At 70.6% G+C, this 14806-nt stretch carries 12 protein-coding genes and 1 pseudogene; 10 read left to right on the top strand and 3 right to left on the bottom strand.

What is annotated here, in order from left to right; translation table 11 throughout:
* Nucleotides 1-47: 47 nt before the first annotated feature.
* A complete protein-coding gene (locus ACFCZ1_RS25980) occupies nucleotides 48-1226 on the top strand; it encodes a DUF2786 domain-containing protein (protein WP_376680669.1) in 1179 nt (392 codons plus the stop codon).
* A 207-nt stretch (nucleotides 1227-1433) separates the two neighbouring features.
* Nucleotides 1434-1679 (top strand): DUF397 domain-containing protein, encoded by a 246-nt coding sequence (locus ACFCZ1_RS25975; RefSeq protein ID WP_376680668.1) that lies wholly within the window; start codon nucleotides 1434-1436, stop codon nucleotides 1677-1679.
* Nucleotides 1680-1794: 115 nt separating this feature from the next.
* Here the strand turns inward: ACFCZ1_RS25975 and ACFCZ1_RS25970 are convergent, their stop codons facing one another.
* On the bottom strand, nucleotides 1795-2313 hold the full coding sequence (locus ACFCZ1_RS25970; protein ID WP_376680667.1) for an ATP-binding protein: 519 nt from the start codon (nucleotides 2311-2313) through the stop codon (nucleotides 1795-1797).
* Between the two features lie 339 nt (nucleotides 2314-2652).
* Here ACFCZ1_RS25970 and ACFCZ1_RS25965 point away from each other — a divergent pair, with 339 nt between their 5' ends.
* The 6 genes and pseudogenes from ACFCZ1_RS25965 to ACFCZ1_RS25940 form a co-directional block, all read left to right on the top strand.
* Nucleotides 2653-3531: a helix-turn-helix domain-containing protein gene (locus ACFCZ1_RS25965; protein WP_376680666.1), complete on the top strand. Its 879-nt coding sequence runs from the start codon at nucleotides 2653-2655 to the stop codon at nucleotides 3529-3531.
* 89 nt (nucleotides 3532-3620) lie between these two features.
* Nucleotides 3621-5078 carry an aldehyde dehydrogenase family protein gene (locus ACFCZ1_RS25960; protein ID WP_376680665.1) on the top strand — a complete coding sequence of 486 codons (1458 nt, stop codon included), beginning with the start codon at nucleotides 3621-3623 and terminating at the stop codon, nucleotides 5076-5078.
* Between the two features lie 57 nt (nucleotides 5079-5135).
* Entirely contained in the window at nucleotides 5136-7223 is a 2088-nt protein-coding gene (gene mrdA / locus ACFCZ1_RS25955) for a penicillin-binding protein 2 (protein WP_376680664.1), read from the top strand.
* 85 nt (nucleotides 7224-7308) lie between these two features.
* Nucleotides 7309-7821 (top strand): DinB family protein, encoded by a 513-nt coding sequence (locus tag ACFCZ1_RS25950; RefSeq protein ID WP_376680663.1) that lies wholly within the window; start codon nucleotides 7309-7311, stop codon nucleotides 7819-7821.
* Between the two features lie 74 nt (nucleotides 7822-7895).
* A complete protein-coding gene (locus ACFCZ1_RS25945; RefSeq protein WP_376680662.1) occupies nucleotides 7896-8654 on the top strand; it encodes a MerR family transcriptional regulator in 759 nt (252 codons plus the stop codon).
* A gap of 118 nt (nucleotides 8655-8772) precedes the next feature.
* Nucleotides 8773-9420: pseudogene (locus ACFCZ1_RS25940) on the top strand (DedA family protein); the annotation flags it as partial.
* Nucleotides 9421-9553: 133 nt separating this feature from the next.
* Here ACFCZ1_RS25940 and ACFCZ1_RS25935 read toward each other — a convergent pair.
* The gene (locus ACFCZ1_RS25935) at nucleotides 9554-11194 is read right to left on the bottom strand and encodes a threonine/serine exporter ThrE family protein (RefSeq protein WP_376680661.1); all 1641 of its coding nucleotides are present in this window, start codon (nucleotides 11192-11194) and stop codon (nucleotides 9554-9556) included.
* A 188-nt stretch (nucleotides 11195-11382) separates the two neighbouring features.
* The gene (locus tag ACFCZ1_RS25930; protein WP_008742522.1) at nucleotides 11383-11877 is read right to left on the bottom strand and encodes an inorganic diphosphatase; all 495 of its coding nucleotides are present in this window, start codon (nucleotides 11875-11877) and stop codon (nucleotides 11383-11385) included.
* Between the two features lie 161 nt (nucleotides 11878-12038).
* Between ACFCZ1_RS25930 and dacB the strand changes: the two genes are divergently transcribed.
* Entirely contained in the window at nucleotides 12039-13505 is a 1467-nt protein-coding gene (gene dacB / locus ACFCZ1_RS25925) for a D-alanyl-D-alanine carboxypeptidase/D-alanyl-D-alanine-endopeptidase (RefSeq protein ID WP_376680660.1), read from the top strand.
* A 26-nt stretch (nucleotides 13506-13531) separates the two neighbouring features.
* Entirely contained in the window at nucleotides 13532-14677 is a 1146-nt protein-coding gene (locus tag ACFCZ1_RS25920) for a zinc-dependent metalloprotease (protein ID WP_376680659.1), read from the top strand.
* Nucleotides 14678-14806: the final 129 nt, after the last annotated feature.

The raw sequence follows: 14806 nt of genomic DNA, 5'->3' as shown, positions 1-14806 counted from the left end.
CCCCGCCGGGAAGAGGACGAGAAGGCGGACATGCCAAGCTGAGAGGTGTGAGAGACCTTGCCGAGACCGTCGACCGAGCCTTCGCCGCCGCCCTCTACGCCCAGGACGACACCGGGCTGGACACCGGGGCCTCGCTGCTCGCCGCCGAGCCGGCGCGATGGGGCGGGGTCGGGCGGGAGCTGCTGGCGCGCGGGGAGGCGTTCGTACGGCAGGGCTGGGAGCGCGGCTGGCAGCCGGCCGACGTGCTCCGGCTGGTCCGGCGCGACCTGGAGGAGCGGCACCTGCGGATCACCGGCGACCTGATCGCCGCCGAAGCGCGCAGGTACGCCCGTCTCCCGGAGCGGTGGAGCGGGGCCGAGGTGTGGTGGACGAGCGACGAGGAGTACGCCGAGCAGCTCGCCCGGCGCGAGAAGGCGGACCGGTTCACGCTGGCCACCGCCTGCCTGGAGGTGTTCCGGCTGCTGGTCCGGCTGCCCTCGATCGAGCCGGTGGGCCCGCTGCCCGGTGACCCGGCCGACGCCCTCGCCGGACACGCGCACATCGAGCCCCGGATGCTCGGCCGCATCCGGGCGCTCCTGGCGAAGGCCGAGGCCACCACCTTCCCGGAGGAGGCGGAGGCGCTGAGCGCCAAGGCCCAGGAACTGATGGCCCGGCACACCGTGGACGAGGCGCTGCTGGCGGCGCGCGGCGGGGCTCCCGCGCAGGTCCCGGGGGCCTGCCGGATCGGTGTGGAGCCGCCGTACGAGGAGGCCAAGGCGGTATTGCTCGACGCGGTGGCCACCGCCAACCGCTGCCGGGCGGTGTGGAACAGCGGCTTCGGGTTCTCGACGGTGGTCGGCTTCGAGAGCGACCTGGAGGCCGTGGAGCTGCTGTACACCTCGCTGCTCGTACAGGGCACGGCGGCGATGACCCGGGCGGAGGCCGCGCAGCGCGCCGGGGGACGCAAGCGGACCAAGACGTTCCGCCAGTCCTTCCTCCTCGCGTACGCCAGCCGGCTCGGACGGCGGCTCGCCGAGACCGCCGAGCACACGGTGAGCGAGGCCCCCGGCAACCTGCCGGCCCTGGTGGCCCGCGACGTCGCCGTCACCTCGCGGGCCGAGGAGATGTTCCCGCGGACCACGACGACCCGGCTGCGCGGGGCGACCGATCTCGCGGGCTGGGAGGACGGCACGGCGGCGGCGGACGCGGCGCACGTGGGCGGCCGGGGCAAACCGCTGCCGCGGTAGCCGGTGCCGCGGTAGCCGGTGCTCCGCGGGGCCGCCGGGCAGCTCCTGGACTCGTTCGACGAGGTGGCGAACGCCCTTCGCCCGTAAGGGTGATCCCTATCTGTGACCAGGGAAGCACCCCGCGTGCACGTGCATCTGCCCATGCATGCACTTATGAACACAGCTATGATCCGGTGCAGTTGACATCTGCACTATCGGGGGCTTCCTGTGGACCACGCGTACAACGGGACGGCAGCTGCAGAACTCGCTTCCTTGTTTGAGCTGACGTGGCAGAAGAGCAGACACAGCAACTCGCAGGGTTCCTGCGTTGAGTTCGCGAAGCTGCCCGGCGGCGACGTCGCCATGCGCAACTCGCGCTTTCCGGACGGTCCGGCGCTCGTCTATACGCCGGCCGAGATAGAGGCCCTGCTCCTGGGTGTCAAGGACGGCGAGTTCGACCACCTGATCGGCTGACGGAACAGCGCATCCAATCAAGCCGTGCACGTGCACTGGCCGGGAATGATCATTGCGATCAGTCCCGGCCAGTTGTCGTGAATCGTCTGTGCGAATCGCCCGCTGGATCGGCTGTTCAGTCCTGTCGGTCCTGGAGCAGGAAGAGCGCCCAGACCACCTTGCCGGTCAGCCGTCCCGCGAGCGGGTGCCAACCCCAGCTGTCGCTGTACGAGTCCACCAGGAACAGCCCGCGCCCGGACTCCAGGTCGAAGTTCTCCGCCGTCCGCTCGGGGGAGAAGGAACCCCCGGGCCGGTCCTCGCTGGGATCGCGCACCGCGCACACCAGCCGGGTGCTCCACCGCATCAGGTGCAGCCGTACCGGCGGCTCCGACTCGCCGCCCCCGCACCGCGATTCCTCAGGCAGGGCATGGCGCAGCGCGTTGGTGACGAGCTCGGAGACGACCAGTGACACGTCGTCGAAGCGTTCTTCGAGACCCCATTGGCCCAGTGTCGACCGACAGAAGGAGCGGGCGCCCCGCACCGCTTCGAGCCGTGCGGGCAGAGCGCAGGAGGCAGACCCGGAGACAGCCGTGGGGTCGACCGGGGGAAGCCCCTGCCGTAACGGCTCGAGCATGGTCGATCCATTCGTCCCCATGCGAGGCACTCCCGGGATTCGCGGCCGGAGCGGTCAACTCCGTCCAGAAAGAACTGCGGGGTGGGTCCGCGGCGCCGGCGCTGAGTGCACGCAGGTGCGCGGGGACCATCGTTCCGAATGGCGGAGCCGGATGCAAGGGCAGATGCACGTGCACGCGCCGGACCTGTCCACTCCCGTGATGGTTCTTGCTCATTTCTTCCTACGCATCCTGACGGACTTCTTTTCCGGGAGCCCGGATTCCGTTACAGAACGAGTACGGACCGATGCGTTTTGGTGGCAGACTGCGGCCCTGGGGTACGGGGGCCCCCGACGCGCACACGCCACGCGCACGCCATTGCGATGGGGAGGGCAGTACTAGTGACCGCAGAAGCGAGCGGTTCTGTGGTGCGCCGCATCCTCCTGGGCTCCCAGCTCAGGCGACTCCGAGAATCCCGCGGCATCACCCGTGAGGCGGCCGGCTACTCGATCCGCGCATCCGAATCGAAGATCAGCCGCTTGGAGTTGGGAAGGGTGAGCTTCAAGGCCAGGGACGTCGAGGACCTCCTCACTCTCTACGGGGTCACCGACACCGCCGAGCGCGAGTCCCTGCTGGGGCTGGTCCGGGAGGCCAACGCCACGGGCTGGTGGCACAGTTACGGCGACGTGCTGCCCGGCTGGTTCCAGACGTACATCGGCCTGGAGGGCGCCGCCTCGCTCATCCGGATCTACGAAGTGCAGTTCGTCCACGGGCTGTTGCAGACCGAGGCCTACGCCCACGCCGTCGTCAGCCGCGGCATGCCCGGAGCCACCGCCGCCGAGATCGACCGCCGCGTCGCGCTGCGCCTGGAGCGCCAGAAGGTCCTCGTCTCCGAGAACGCGCCGGTCTTCCACGCCGTCCTCGACGAGGCCGCGCTGCGCCGCCCGTACGGAGACCGCGACGTCATGCGCGGCCAGCTGGAGCACCTCATCGAGGTCTCCCAGCGTCCCAACGTGCAGCTCCAGGTGATGCCGTTCTCCTTCGGCGGCCACGCGGGCGAAAGCGGAGCCTTCACCCTGCTGCGCTTTCCCGAGTCGGACCTCCAGGACATCGTCTATCTGGAACAGCTCACCAGTGCCCTCTACCTGGACAAGGACGAGGAAGTGGGGCAGTACGGCCGGGCGATGGAGCGGCTCCAGGCCGACTGCCCGGACGCGGACCGGACCCGGGATCTTCTCCGTGGCCTGCTCCAACTGTCTTGATTCGCACGTAGTATGACGTCTGATCAGTGCATGATGACCGATCGGTCTCCGGTGCAGCGCACGGGTGCGCGCTCGCAGTAAGGGATGGCATGTCCATATTCAGCGACCTCGCTCACCAGTACATCGACGGCGAATGGCTGGCCGGCACCGGTTCGTGGGACATCATCGACGTCAACCCGTACAACGGGGAGAAGCTCGCCGCCATCACCGTGGCCACCGTCGAGCAGGTGGACCAGGCCTACCGCGGCGCCGAGCGCGCACAGCGGGAATGGGCCGCCACCAGCCCGTACGCCAGACGCGCGGTCCTGGAGCGCGCCCTGCGGATCACCGAGGAGCGCGAGAAGGAGATCATCGAGGCGATGATCGACGAGCTCGGCGGGACCCGTCCCAAGGCCGAGTACGAGGTCTACCTCGCCCAGGAGTTCATGCGCGAGGCGATCCAGCTCGCCGTCCGGCCCGAGGGCCGCATCCTGGCCTCGCCGGTCGAGGGCAAGGAGAACCGGGTCCAGCGCCTCCCGGTCGGCGTGATCACCGTGATCAGCCCGTTCAACTTCCCCTTCCTGGTCACCCTGAAGTCGGTCGCCCCGGCGCTGGCGCTGGGCAACGCGGTGGTGATCAAGCCCAACCAGAACGCACCCGTGGTCGGCGGCGGGGTCATCGCCAGGATCTTCGAGGACGCGGGACTGCCGGCTGGCCTGCTCAACGTCCTGGTGACCGACATAGCGGAGATAGGCGACGCGCTCCTGACCCACCCCGTCCCCAAGGTCATCTCCTTCGCGGGTTCGGACCGGGTCGGACGGCACGTCGGGGAGGTCGCCGCCAAGCACTTCAAGCGGACGGTCCTGGAGCTCAGCGGCAACAGCGCGCTCGTCGTCCTCGACGACGCCGACCTCGACTACGCGGTGGACGCGGCCGTCTTCAGCCGCTTCGTCTACCAGGGCCAGGTCTGTATGGCCGCCAACCGGATCCTGGTCGACGCCTCCGTCGCGGAGGAGTTCACCGAGAAGTTCGTCGCCCGTGTGCGGGCGCTGAAGACGGGCGACCCGCACGAGGCCGACACCCACATCGGCCCTCTGATCAACTCCTTCCAGGCCGACGCCCTGACCGCACTCGTGGACCTGGCCGTGGAATCCGGCGCGCAGGCACTCGTGCGGGGGTCTACGCGCGGCAACCTCGTCGAGCCGACCGTCCTGACCGGCCTGCCCGAGGACTCCCCGCTGCTGGGCCAGGAGATCTTCGGCCCGGTGGCCCTGCTGGTGGTCTTCGACGGCGAGGACGAGGCCGTACGGCTGACCAACGCGACCCCGTACGGGCTGAGCGGCGCCGTGCACACCCGGGACGTGGAACGCGGCGTCCGCTTCGCGCAGCGGATCGAGACGGGGATGATGCACGTCAACGACTCCACCATCGGGGACGAGCCGCTGGCCGCCTTCGGCGGGGAGAAGGCGTCGGGGCTGGGCCGCCTCAACGGCGAGGCCACCGTCGAGGCCTTCACCACGCAGAAGTGGATCTCCGTGCAGCACGGCCGGACGCGCTTCCCGTTCTAGCCGGCGGTCGCTCTAGACTCGGCCGGGCGTACGCGGCGCCGCCCGGGGGAGAGCAAGTTGAGCAACATACCGGAGACCGGCCGGACCCCTCGGGTCCAGAACCGGCTCGTCGTCATCCAGATCGTGGTCTTCTCGCTGCTGCTCACCCTGGGCGGACGCCTCTGGTACCTCCAGATACGCAATGGCCAGGAGTACACGGACGAGGCGAAGAACAACCACGTCCAGCGCGTGGTCCAGCCCGCCGTCCGCGGCTCGGTCCTCGACTCGCGCGGGGTCCCGCTCGCCGACAGCCAGACCCACCTCGTGGTCTCCGCCAGCCGCACCGAGCTGCTGGCGATGAAGGACAAGGGCAAGGCCGTCCTCACCCGCCTCGCCGGCGTCCTCGGCATGGATCCGCAGGAGGTCACCGACAAGGTCCGGCTCTGCGACGCCAAGACCAAGCAGCCCTGCTGGAACGGCTCCCCCTACCAGCCGATCCCGGTCAGCGCCGAGGCCACCACCGAGCAGGCGCTGCAGATCCACGAGCACGCCGAGGACTTCCCCGGCATCACCGCCGAGCCCACCGCCATGCGCCGTTACGCCGGGCCGGACGGGGCCAACACCTCCCAGGTGCTCGGCTACCTCTCGCCGGTCACGGACGAGGAGATCGCCAAGGCGAAGAACTCCGACTCCCCCTACCTGCGCTCCGACCAGGTCGGCCGCTCCGGCCTGGAGCGCACGTACGACAAGGAGCTGCGCGGCAAGGCGGGCATCACCCGCTACGAGGTGGACAACCTCGGCCGGGTCACGGGCCAGGGCCAGACCGACAAGGCGGTGCCCGGCTCGAACATCGTGACCTCGATCGACTCCCGCGTGCAGGCGGTCGCCGAGCGCGAGCTGAACAACGCGATGGTCGAGGCCCGCAAGACGTACGACAAGAACACCCGCCGCAGCTACGAGGCGGACGCGGGCGCCGTCGTCGTCATGGAGACCAAGACGGGCCGGGTCGTGGCGATGGCCTCGAACCCGACCTACGACCCGAACGCCTGGGTCGGCGGCATCTCCGCCAAGGACTACGCCGCGCTCACCGACAAGGACTCGAACTACCCGCTGCTGAACCGGGCGATCCAGGCCCAGGCGGCGCCCGGCTCCATCTTCAAGGTGGTCTCCTCGACCGCGGCCGTCAATGCCGGGTACCCGTTCAACAACCGCTACCCCTGCCCCAGCTCGTACTCGGTGGGCAGCCAGACCTTCACGAACTTCGAGTCGCAGGGCCACGGCGACATCACCATCGGCCGGGCCCTGGAGGTCTCCTGCGACACCGTCTACTACTCCATCGCGGACCAGGAGTGGAAGAAGGACGGCGGCATCAACCCGAAGAAGACGCCGAACGACTGGTTCTTCAAGACCGCCCACGACTTCGGGCTGGGCAAGCCCACCGGCATCGACCTGCCGAACGAGGTGAGCGGCCGGATCCCCGACCGCAAGTGGAAGCAGGACTTCTTCGAGGCGAACAAGGCCGCCTGGTGCCGGGACGGCAAGAAGAACGGCACCTTCGCCGAGAAGATCGCCTACGAGAACTGCCGCCAGGGCAACCAGATGCGCGAGGGCGACGCCATCAACTACTCGATCGGCCAGGGTGACACGCTCGTCACGCCGATCCAGATGGCCTCCGTGTACGCGGCCATCGCCAACGGCGGCACGCTCCACCAGCCCAGCATCGGCAAGGCCGTCGTGAGCGCCGACGGCAGCTCGGTCCGGGAGATCGCGCCGAAGGTGCAGGGCAAGCTGCCGATGGACGAGAAGACCCGCGACGACATCGACGAGGCCCTCGCCGGTGTGGCCACCAACGGCAGCGCCGCCTGGCGCTTCGGCGGCTGGCCGCAGAAGCAGATCCCGATGCACGCCAAGACCGGCACCGCCGAGGTGCAGGGCAAGCAGACCACCTCGTGGTTCGCCTCGTACACCGACGACTACGCGATCGTCATGACGATCTCCCAGGGCGGCACCGGCTCCGGCGCGTCGGGGCCCGCCGTCCGCAAGATCTACGAGGCGATGTACGGGCTCGACCCGACGGGCAGGCAGGACCTCTCCAAGGCCCTGCTGCCGCAGCCCGCCACCGCGCTCCCCGCCCTTCGTCCGGACGGGGAGGACGCGCCCAACTGAGGGCCGATTTAGGACGGGTGCTGACCTCAATGGTCCGTAGCGTGGTTCTCGTCAGCAGGAGACGGCAACACGGAGGCGGCAGACCATGACCCAGAGTTCCCCCGAGGTCCCCGGCGACGAGCGCGGCACGCTCCTCGCCTTCGTCGAGGCCCAGCGCGCGGCGCTGCGCCGGTCCGTGCTCGGGCTCACCGAGGAGCAGGCCGCGAGCCGCCCCAGCGCCAGCGAGCTGTCGCTGTCGGGGCTGCTGAAGCACGCGGCCGAGGTGGAGCTCGCCTGGCTGCGGATGGCCCAGCAGCAGCCGAACGAGCGGCAGCGCGGAAGGGAGACGTGGAGCGAGGGCTTCCGCCTCGTCGGGGGCGAGGGCATCCCGGACGTCCTGGCCTTCTGGGACGGGGTCGCGGCGGAGACGGCGGCCTTCGTCGCGGCCCTCCCCGGCCTCGACGAGACCTTCCCGCTCCCCCCGGCGCCCTGGTTCCCCAAGGACGGCAAGGTCTCCATGCGCTGGATGCTCCTGCACCTGGTGGAGGAATTCGCCCGGCACGCGGGCCACGCGGACGTCATCCGCGAATCCATCGACGGCACCAAGGCCATGGGTTAGCACTCCGGGCTTGCACCTCACGTGGCGTGAGGACCCACAGTGAAGGGCGTTACCCAACCAGAGGAGCGGAAGCGATGGGCTACTCCGTGGGCCAGGTCGCCGGATTCGCCGGAGTCACGGTGCGCACCCTGCACCACTACGACGAGATCGGCCTGCTCTCCCCGAGCGGCCGCAGCCACGCAGGTCACCGGCGGTACGACGACGCCGACCTGGACCGGCTGCAGCGGATCCTGTTCTACCGGGAGCTCGGCTTCCCCCTCGACGAGGTCGCGGTCCTGCTGGACGACCCGGAATCGGATCCGCGGGAGCATCTGCGCCGGCAGCATGCCCTGCTGACCGACCGGATCGCCCGGCTCCAGCAGATGGCCAAGGCCGTTGAGCACGCCATGGAGGCGAAGAAGATGGGCATCAACCTCACGCCCGAGGAGAAGTTCGAGGTCTTCGGGGACAAGGACCCCGAGCAGTACGCGCAGGAGGCGGAGCAGCGCTGGGGCGGCACCGAGGCTTATGCGGAGTCGCAGCGGCGGGCCGCCTCGTACACGAAGGACGACTGGAAGAGGATCCAGGACCAGGTCGCCGACTGGGGCGCCCGCTACGCGGCGCTGATGGAGGCCGGCGAGCCCGCCGAGGGCGGGCGCGCGATGGACCTGGCAGAGGAGCACCGGCTGCACATCTCCACCTGGTACTACGACTGCCCGTACGAGATGCACACGTGCCTCGGTGAGATGTACGTGGCGGACGAGCGCTTCAAGGCGTTCTACGACGCGATGGGGCCCGGTCTCGCCGAGCACCTGCGGGACGCGATCACGGCCAACGCCGTGCGCAAGGCGTAGCCGAATCGTCACTCATGCGACCCCCTCCGGCTCTGGAACCGGGCGGGGGTCGTGTGCGTTGATAATTGAGACCGCCCGCTCCGCAGCACGCCCCCCGATCCAGGAGAGTCCGGAAACCGTGTACACGCTTGCGCTCGGCCCTCAGTGGCTGTCCCCGGACTACCTGATTTCGCATTTCGGACTGATCGGCATCCTGGTCATCGTCTTCGCGGAGTCGGGACTCTTCGCGTTCCTGCCCGGCGACTCGCTGCTGTTCACGGCGGGTCTGCTCGTCGCCAACGGCGAGTACATCAAGCAGCCGCTCTGGCTGGTCTGCACGCTGATCTCGGCCGCCGCGATCATCGGTGACCAGGTCGGCTACATGATCGGCAAGTTCTTCGGGCCGAAGCTCTTCAACCGGCCGAAGTCCAAGGTCTTCAAGCGGGAGAACCTCGACAAGGCGCACGAGTTCATGGACAAGCACGGCCCGAAGGCCATCGTGCTCGCCCGGTTCGTGCCGATCATCCGCACCTTCGCCCCGATGGTCGCGGGCGCCGGCTCGATGAAGTACCGCACGTTCCTGACGTACAACGTCATCGGCGGCATCGGCTGGGGCGCGGGCATCACGATCGCGGGCTACTGGCTCGGCCAGATCGACCTCATCAAGACCAACATCGAGGCGATCCTGGTCCTGATCGTCCTCGTCTCGCTCATCCCGGTGATCTTCGAGGTCCTCAAGGCCCGCAAGGAGAACAAGGCGAACGCCGCCGAGGAGCCCTTCGAGGCCGACGGCTCCCAGACGCAGGGTCAGCGCCGCCGCCACGCGAAGCGCTGAGGCCCGCCTGTCGGCCCGTGCGGCCCGTACGGCGCACGAACGCCCCGGAGGCCCCGCAAGGGCCGCCGGGGCGTTCTCGTGCCCCTCAGAAGCCGCGGGTGCGCTTGGCCGCGCGACGCTTGGCGGCGCTGGCCGCCCCCGGGATCCGCATGAACAGCCGTGAGGTCTCCGACCCCAGGTTGACCCCGATCGCGATGGCGAGGGCGATGGCCGCGGCGTTCACCAGTGAGCCGAGGCCCTCGTTCAGCCGGTCCTCGGCGATCAGCAGCAGCCCGTAGTACGTCGCCGAACCGGGCAGCAGCGGTCCGATCGCCGCGGTCGTGTACGGCAGGGCGGAGGCGAAGCGGTAGCGGGAGAAGAGCTGCCCGAACAGGCCCACCAGCCCGGCGGCGATGGCGGTGGACGGCACGGGCGGGATGCCGCCCGCGTAGTGCAGGGCTCCGAAGGTCACCCAGGCGACCCCGCCGTTCAGCGTCACGATCCACACGGTGGAGCGCTCCTGCTGGAGCAGGATCGCGAAGGTGAAGACCAGCACCATCGAGGCCGCGATCTGCAGCGGCGGCCGCTGCTGGATCTGCAGGACCTCCTCCGGCCGCGGGGAGGCGTCGAACTGCAGCCCGACGTACAGGACGACCAGCACGCCCATGATGATGCCGATGAAGAGGTACATGACCTCCAGCAGCCGGGCGGAGGCGGTGATGTAGAACCCGGTCAGGCCGTCCTGCACGGCCGCGACCAGGGCCCGCCCGGGCAGCAGCGCGAAGAGCCCGCCGGTGATCACGGCGGAGGCCTTGACGTCGATCCCCGTCATGCTCAGCGCCACCCCGATCGCGGCGGGCGGCATCGCCGCGACCACGAACTGGTAGAACTCCGGCAGCCCGCGCCCGGCGCACAGCCATGCCAGCCGGTCGCCGAGCACTGCCCCGAGCGCCGCCGCGAAGAACACCAGCACCCCGCCGCCGACCAGGGTGGAAGCGGCCCCGGCGAGCAGCCCGGCCGCGGCGGTGAGCATCCAGCCGGGGTACGGGTGGCGGTTGCGGCGGATCTCGGCGAGGCGCCGGTAGGCCTCCTCCAGGGAGACGTCGATCTCGGGGGCGCTGATGTCGTCCACCAGCCGGTAGACGGCCGCGAGCCGGTTGTAGTCGGTGCCGCGGCGGCGCACGGTCCGGTTCGCCGAGACCGGGTGGTCCACCAGCGAGGGCTGGTGGGTGATCGACAGCAGGGTGAAGGTGACGGTGGGCTCGCAGCGGTCCAGCCCGTAGGAACGGGTCACCGCGAACATGGCGGCCTCCACGTCCTCGGCGCCCTCGCCGCCCGCGAGCAGCAGCTCGCCGATGCGCAGGGTCAGGTCGAGCACGCGGCCCACGGCGGGCCCGGTCTCGGTCTGCCGCTGCACCAGGTCGGGGACGGGCCGTACGTCGACCGGCATGCGCAGCATCGTGCGCATCCGGTCCTGCCAGGGGGACTCCGTCAGGCCGGCGACGGGAAACCCCTGGCCGGGCGTGTAGGCGGGCGGGGAGTGCGCGGCGCTGTAGGTGGCGGGGGCGGCGAAGGCCGATCCCCCGGGTTCGGGCTGCACCGTCCCGGTGCCCGCCGGAAGGGCGAACTCCGAGGTGGGCTGATCCTCCTCGTGAACGTCCGGCTCCATCCCGGGCGGCGCAGTGAAGGCGCTCCGCGCCTCGTCGGACTGGGGCTTCCGGTCCTCCACCCCATCGGCTTCCGCCACGCGCCCTCCAGTCCGTGATCACCCGCGCTACCAGTATGCGGAACCGTTTCCTCCCCCGCGTACCCCGGCCCGCCCGGATGTCACCCGCCCCCGGACGCGACAGCGGGCGGCACCCCCGCAGGGGTACCGCCCGCCATGTCACAGGGGGCGCGGGGGATTCCCCCGGCCCGTTACCGCCGAGCCCGAGCTCAGTGGTGGCCGCCCTGGGCCTCAAGACGCTTGTACGAGGCCTCGATCTCGGCCTCGGCCTCGGTGCGGCCGACCCAGTTCGCACCCTCGACCGACTTGCCCGGCTCCAGGTCCTTGTAGACCTCGAAGAAGTGCTGGATCTCCAGGCGGTCGAACTCGGACACGTGGTGGATGTCGCGCAGGTGCTCGACACGCGGGTCGGAGGCCGGCACGCACAGCAGCTTGTCGTCGCCGCCCGCCTCGTCCGTCATGCGGAACATGCCGATGGCGCGGCACTTGATCAGGCAGCCCGGGAAGGTCGGCTCGTCAAGGATGACCAGCGCGTCCAGCGGGTCGCCGTCCTCGCCGAGGGTGTTCTCGACGAAGCCGTAGTCGGCCGGGTAGCTGGTCGAGGTGAAGAGGCGACGGTCCAGACGGATCCGGCCGGTCTCGTGGTCCACCTCGTACTTGTTCCGCGAACCCTTGGGGATCTCGATGGTGACGTCGAACTCCACGTCCTGCTCCTCCATGATCAGCTTCATTGCTTCGAGACTGCTTCGATTGGACTGCGTGCGCGTCCGGACCAGCCTCCCCCAGCTACCGCTGGGAGGTGCCCCCAGCCGGGTGGGGTGCCATGCTCGCGGCAAGACGCAGTGGTTAAGTGTCCCTCACGCATATGTGTGATCGCGAAAGGGGCTGGTCCGAGGTGCCATTGGTCAAGACGTGGCAGCTCACCGCGGGCTCGGCCGTCGCCGGCCTCGCCCTGTCGGTGGCAGTGGTGACCGCCGCCGGTCCGTGGGACTCCGGCCAGCGTAAGGCCGAGCGGGACAAGGCCGCCTCCTGGGGCCGTACGGGTGGCGCAGATCACGGCGACGGGGCCCTGCCGCAGGCCGCCCCCAGCGCGGCCGGCGTACTCGTCGGCATCGGCCCCGGCACCCCGCGCACGGAGGCGGCGGCCGCCTCCGAGGGCCTCGCCGCCGTGCTGCGGCCGCTCCTCGCCGACCCGGCCCTCGGCACCGTCCGTACCGCCTCGGTCGTCGACACCGCCACCGGGCAGGTGCTGTACGAGTCCGGGGCGCGGGACGCGATGACCCCCGCCTCCACCATCAAGATCGCCACGGCCGCGGCGGCCCTGGCCGCCCTCGGACCCGAGCACCGGATCAGGACCACCGTCGTGCCCGGCGCCGCTCCCGGGCAGATCCTCCTCGTCGGCGGGGGCGACCCCTCCCTCACCGCCAAGAAGAAGAGCCCCGCCGGATCCGGCGGCAGCCTCGTCGCCCTCGCGGCCGACACGGCCCAGGCCCTCAAGGCCGCCGGCACCGACACCGTGACCGTGGGCTATGACGACAGCCTCTACAGCGGCCCCGCCCGCCACCCGATCGGCGAGAACCCCAACATCGCACCCGTCACCGCCCTCGCCGCCGACGAGGGCCGGCCCGACGATTCCACCTCCGGCCCGGTGGACCGGACCGCCGACCCCGCCAAGGACGCCGCCCGCTCCTTCGCCGCCCTGCTGACCGAGCGCGGCATCAAGGTCACCGGCCAGCCCGCCCGGGCCACGGCCGCGGACGGCGCACAGCCGCTCGCCGCCACCCTCTCCACCCCGCTGGGCGGCCTCGTCGAGCGGATGCTGACCAACAGCGACAACGACATCGCCGAGGCCCTGGCCCGCCAGACCGCCCTCGCCTCCGGCCAGCCGGCCAGCTTCGAAGGCGCCGAGAAGGCCGTCACCGACCGCCTCGCCGCCCTCGGCGTCGACGTGTCCGGCTCCCGCTTCGCCGACGGCAGCGGCCTGGGCCGGTCCGACAAGATCAGCGCCGGCCTGCTGACCGGGCTGCTCGCCAAGGCCGCCGACCCCGAGCGCCCCGAACTGCGCCCGGTCCTCACCGGACTGCCCGTCGCCGGGTTCACCGGGACCCTGCGCACCCGCAACGCCGGCGGCTCCCCGGCCGCCGGCCTGCTCCGCGCCAAGACCGGCACCCTGACCGGCGTGAACTCCCTCGCGGGCACCGTCGTCGACCCGTCCGGCCGACTCCTCGCCTTCGCCTTCCTGACCGCGAACAGCGCCGACGGCCCGGCTGCAGAGAAGGGCCTCGACAAGCTCGCCGCGGCGGTGGCCGGCACTCCGCAGGGGGTCCGCTGAAGGCCTGGTCCACGTACGGTTGACGCATGACGAGCATCAGTGGTGCGGAGATGGTCGACTGGAACCTCGCGGTGGCGACCGCGACCCGGCTGGTGCGGCCCGGCCCGGAGGTCAGCCGGGACGAGGCCCGGGCCGTCGTCGCGGAACTGCGCGGGCACGCCAGAACCTCGGAACGGTACGTACGCGAGTTCACCCGGATGATCCAGGACGGGACGCCGGCCCACGACACCCCGGTCCTGGTCGTCGACCGGGCCGGCTGGATCAAGGCCAACGTGGCCGGCTTCCGCGAGCTGCTCCAGCCGCTCCTCGGCAAGATGCAGGAACGCCGGGACGGGACCCCCGGCGCGGCCGTCTTCGGCACCGTCGGGGGCAAGGTCACCGGTGTCGAGCTGGGCATGCTGCTCAGCTTCCTGGCCTCCCGGGTCCTCGGCCAGTACGAGACCTTCGCGCCGGTCTCCCGCGACCTTCCCGGCTCGGCGGCGCAGGGCGGCCGGCTGCTGCTCGTCGCGCCCAACATCGTGCACGTCGAGCGCGAGCTGGAAGTGAGCCCGCACGACTTCCGGCTGTGGGTCTGCCTGCACGAGGAGACGCACCGTACCCAGTTCACGGCCGTCCCGTGGCTCCGCGACCACCTCGAAGGCGAGATCCAGACGTTCCTCGGCGCCACCGAGCTGGACCCGATGTCCGTCCTGGAGCGCCTGCGCGACGCCGCCCAGTCCTTCGCCGGCGCCCGCCCCGACGCAGAGCGGGCCGAGGAGGGCCGTTCCCTCGTCGAACTCGTGCAGACCCCCGAGCAGCGGGAGGTGCTGGGCCGCCTCACCGCCGTCATGTCCCTGCTGGAGGGCCACGCCGACTTCGTCATGGACGGGGTCGGTCCGCAGGTGGTGCCCTCGGTCGCCGAGATCCGGGAGAAGTTCCAGCAGCGCCGGGCCAGCGGGGCGGGCCGCCTCGACGTCGCCCTGCGCAAGCTGCTCGGCCTCGACGCCAAGCTGCGCCAGTACCGCGACGGCGAGCGCTTCGTGCGCGCCGTCGTCGGCCAGGTCGGCATGGACGGCTTCAACCGGGTCTGGACCTCCCCGAACACACTGCCGACCAAGGCGGAGATCGCCCGGCCGGCGGACTGGGTGGCCCGGGTCCACCGCAAGGGGAGCGAAGAGAGCGAAAAGGCGTGACGCAGGGGGCGTAAACATGTCTCACTGGGGGAAGCAGCATCACCCGTCCGAGGGACCGTGGGCCGTGGAAGGGCGTGCGATGCTCGGGGAACGGCTCGGCTCTGTCACCATCGACGCACTCTGAGTGAC

Source organism: Streptomyces sp. NPDC056224, from assembly GCF_042267665.1.
GTDB lineage: Bacteria > Actinomycetota > Actinomycetes > Streptomycetales > Streptomycetaceae > Streptomyces.
The sequence above is the reverse complement of the archived record's forward strand: the minus strand, read 5'-3'. Positions and strand labels throughout refer to the sequence as shown.

Excerpts from the sequence above, each read along its gene's own strand:
- ACFCZ1_RS25970 (WP_376680667.1), bottom strand. The coding sequence starts at position 2,313 with ATGGGGACGAATGGATCGACCATGCTCGAGCCGTTACGGCAGGGGCTT.
- ACFCZ1_RS25965 (WP_376680666.1), top strand. The coding sequence starts at position 2,653 with ATGGGGAGGGCAGTACTAGTGACCGCAGAAGCGAGCGGTTCTGTGGTG.
- ACFCZ1_RS25960 (WP_376680665.1), top strand. The coding sequence starts at position 3,621 with ATGTCCATATTCAGCGACCTCGCTCACCAGTACATCGACGGCGAATGG.
- ACFCZ1_RS25950 (WP_376680663.1), top strand. The coding sequence starts at position 7,309 with ATGACCCAGAGTTCCCCCGAGGTCCCCGGCGACGAGCGCGGCACGCTC.
- ACFCZ1_RS25945 (WP_376680662.1), top strand. The coding sequence starts at position 7,896 with ATGGGCTACTCCGTGGGCCAGGTCGCCGGATTCGCCGGAGTCACGGTG.
- dacB (WP_376680660.1), top strand. The coding sequence starts at position 12,039 with ATGTGTGATCGCGAAAGGGGCTGGTCCGAGGTGCCATTGGTCAAGACG.
- ACFCZ1_RS25920 (WP_376680659.1), top strand. The coding sequence starts at position 13,532 with ATGACGAGCATCAGTGGTGCGGAGATGGTCGACTGGAACCTCGCGGTG.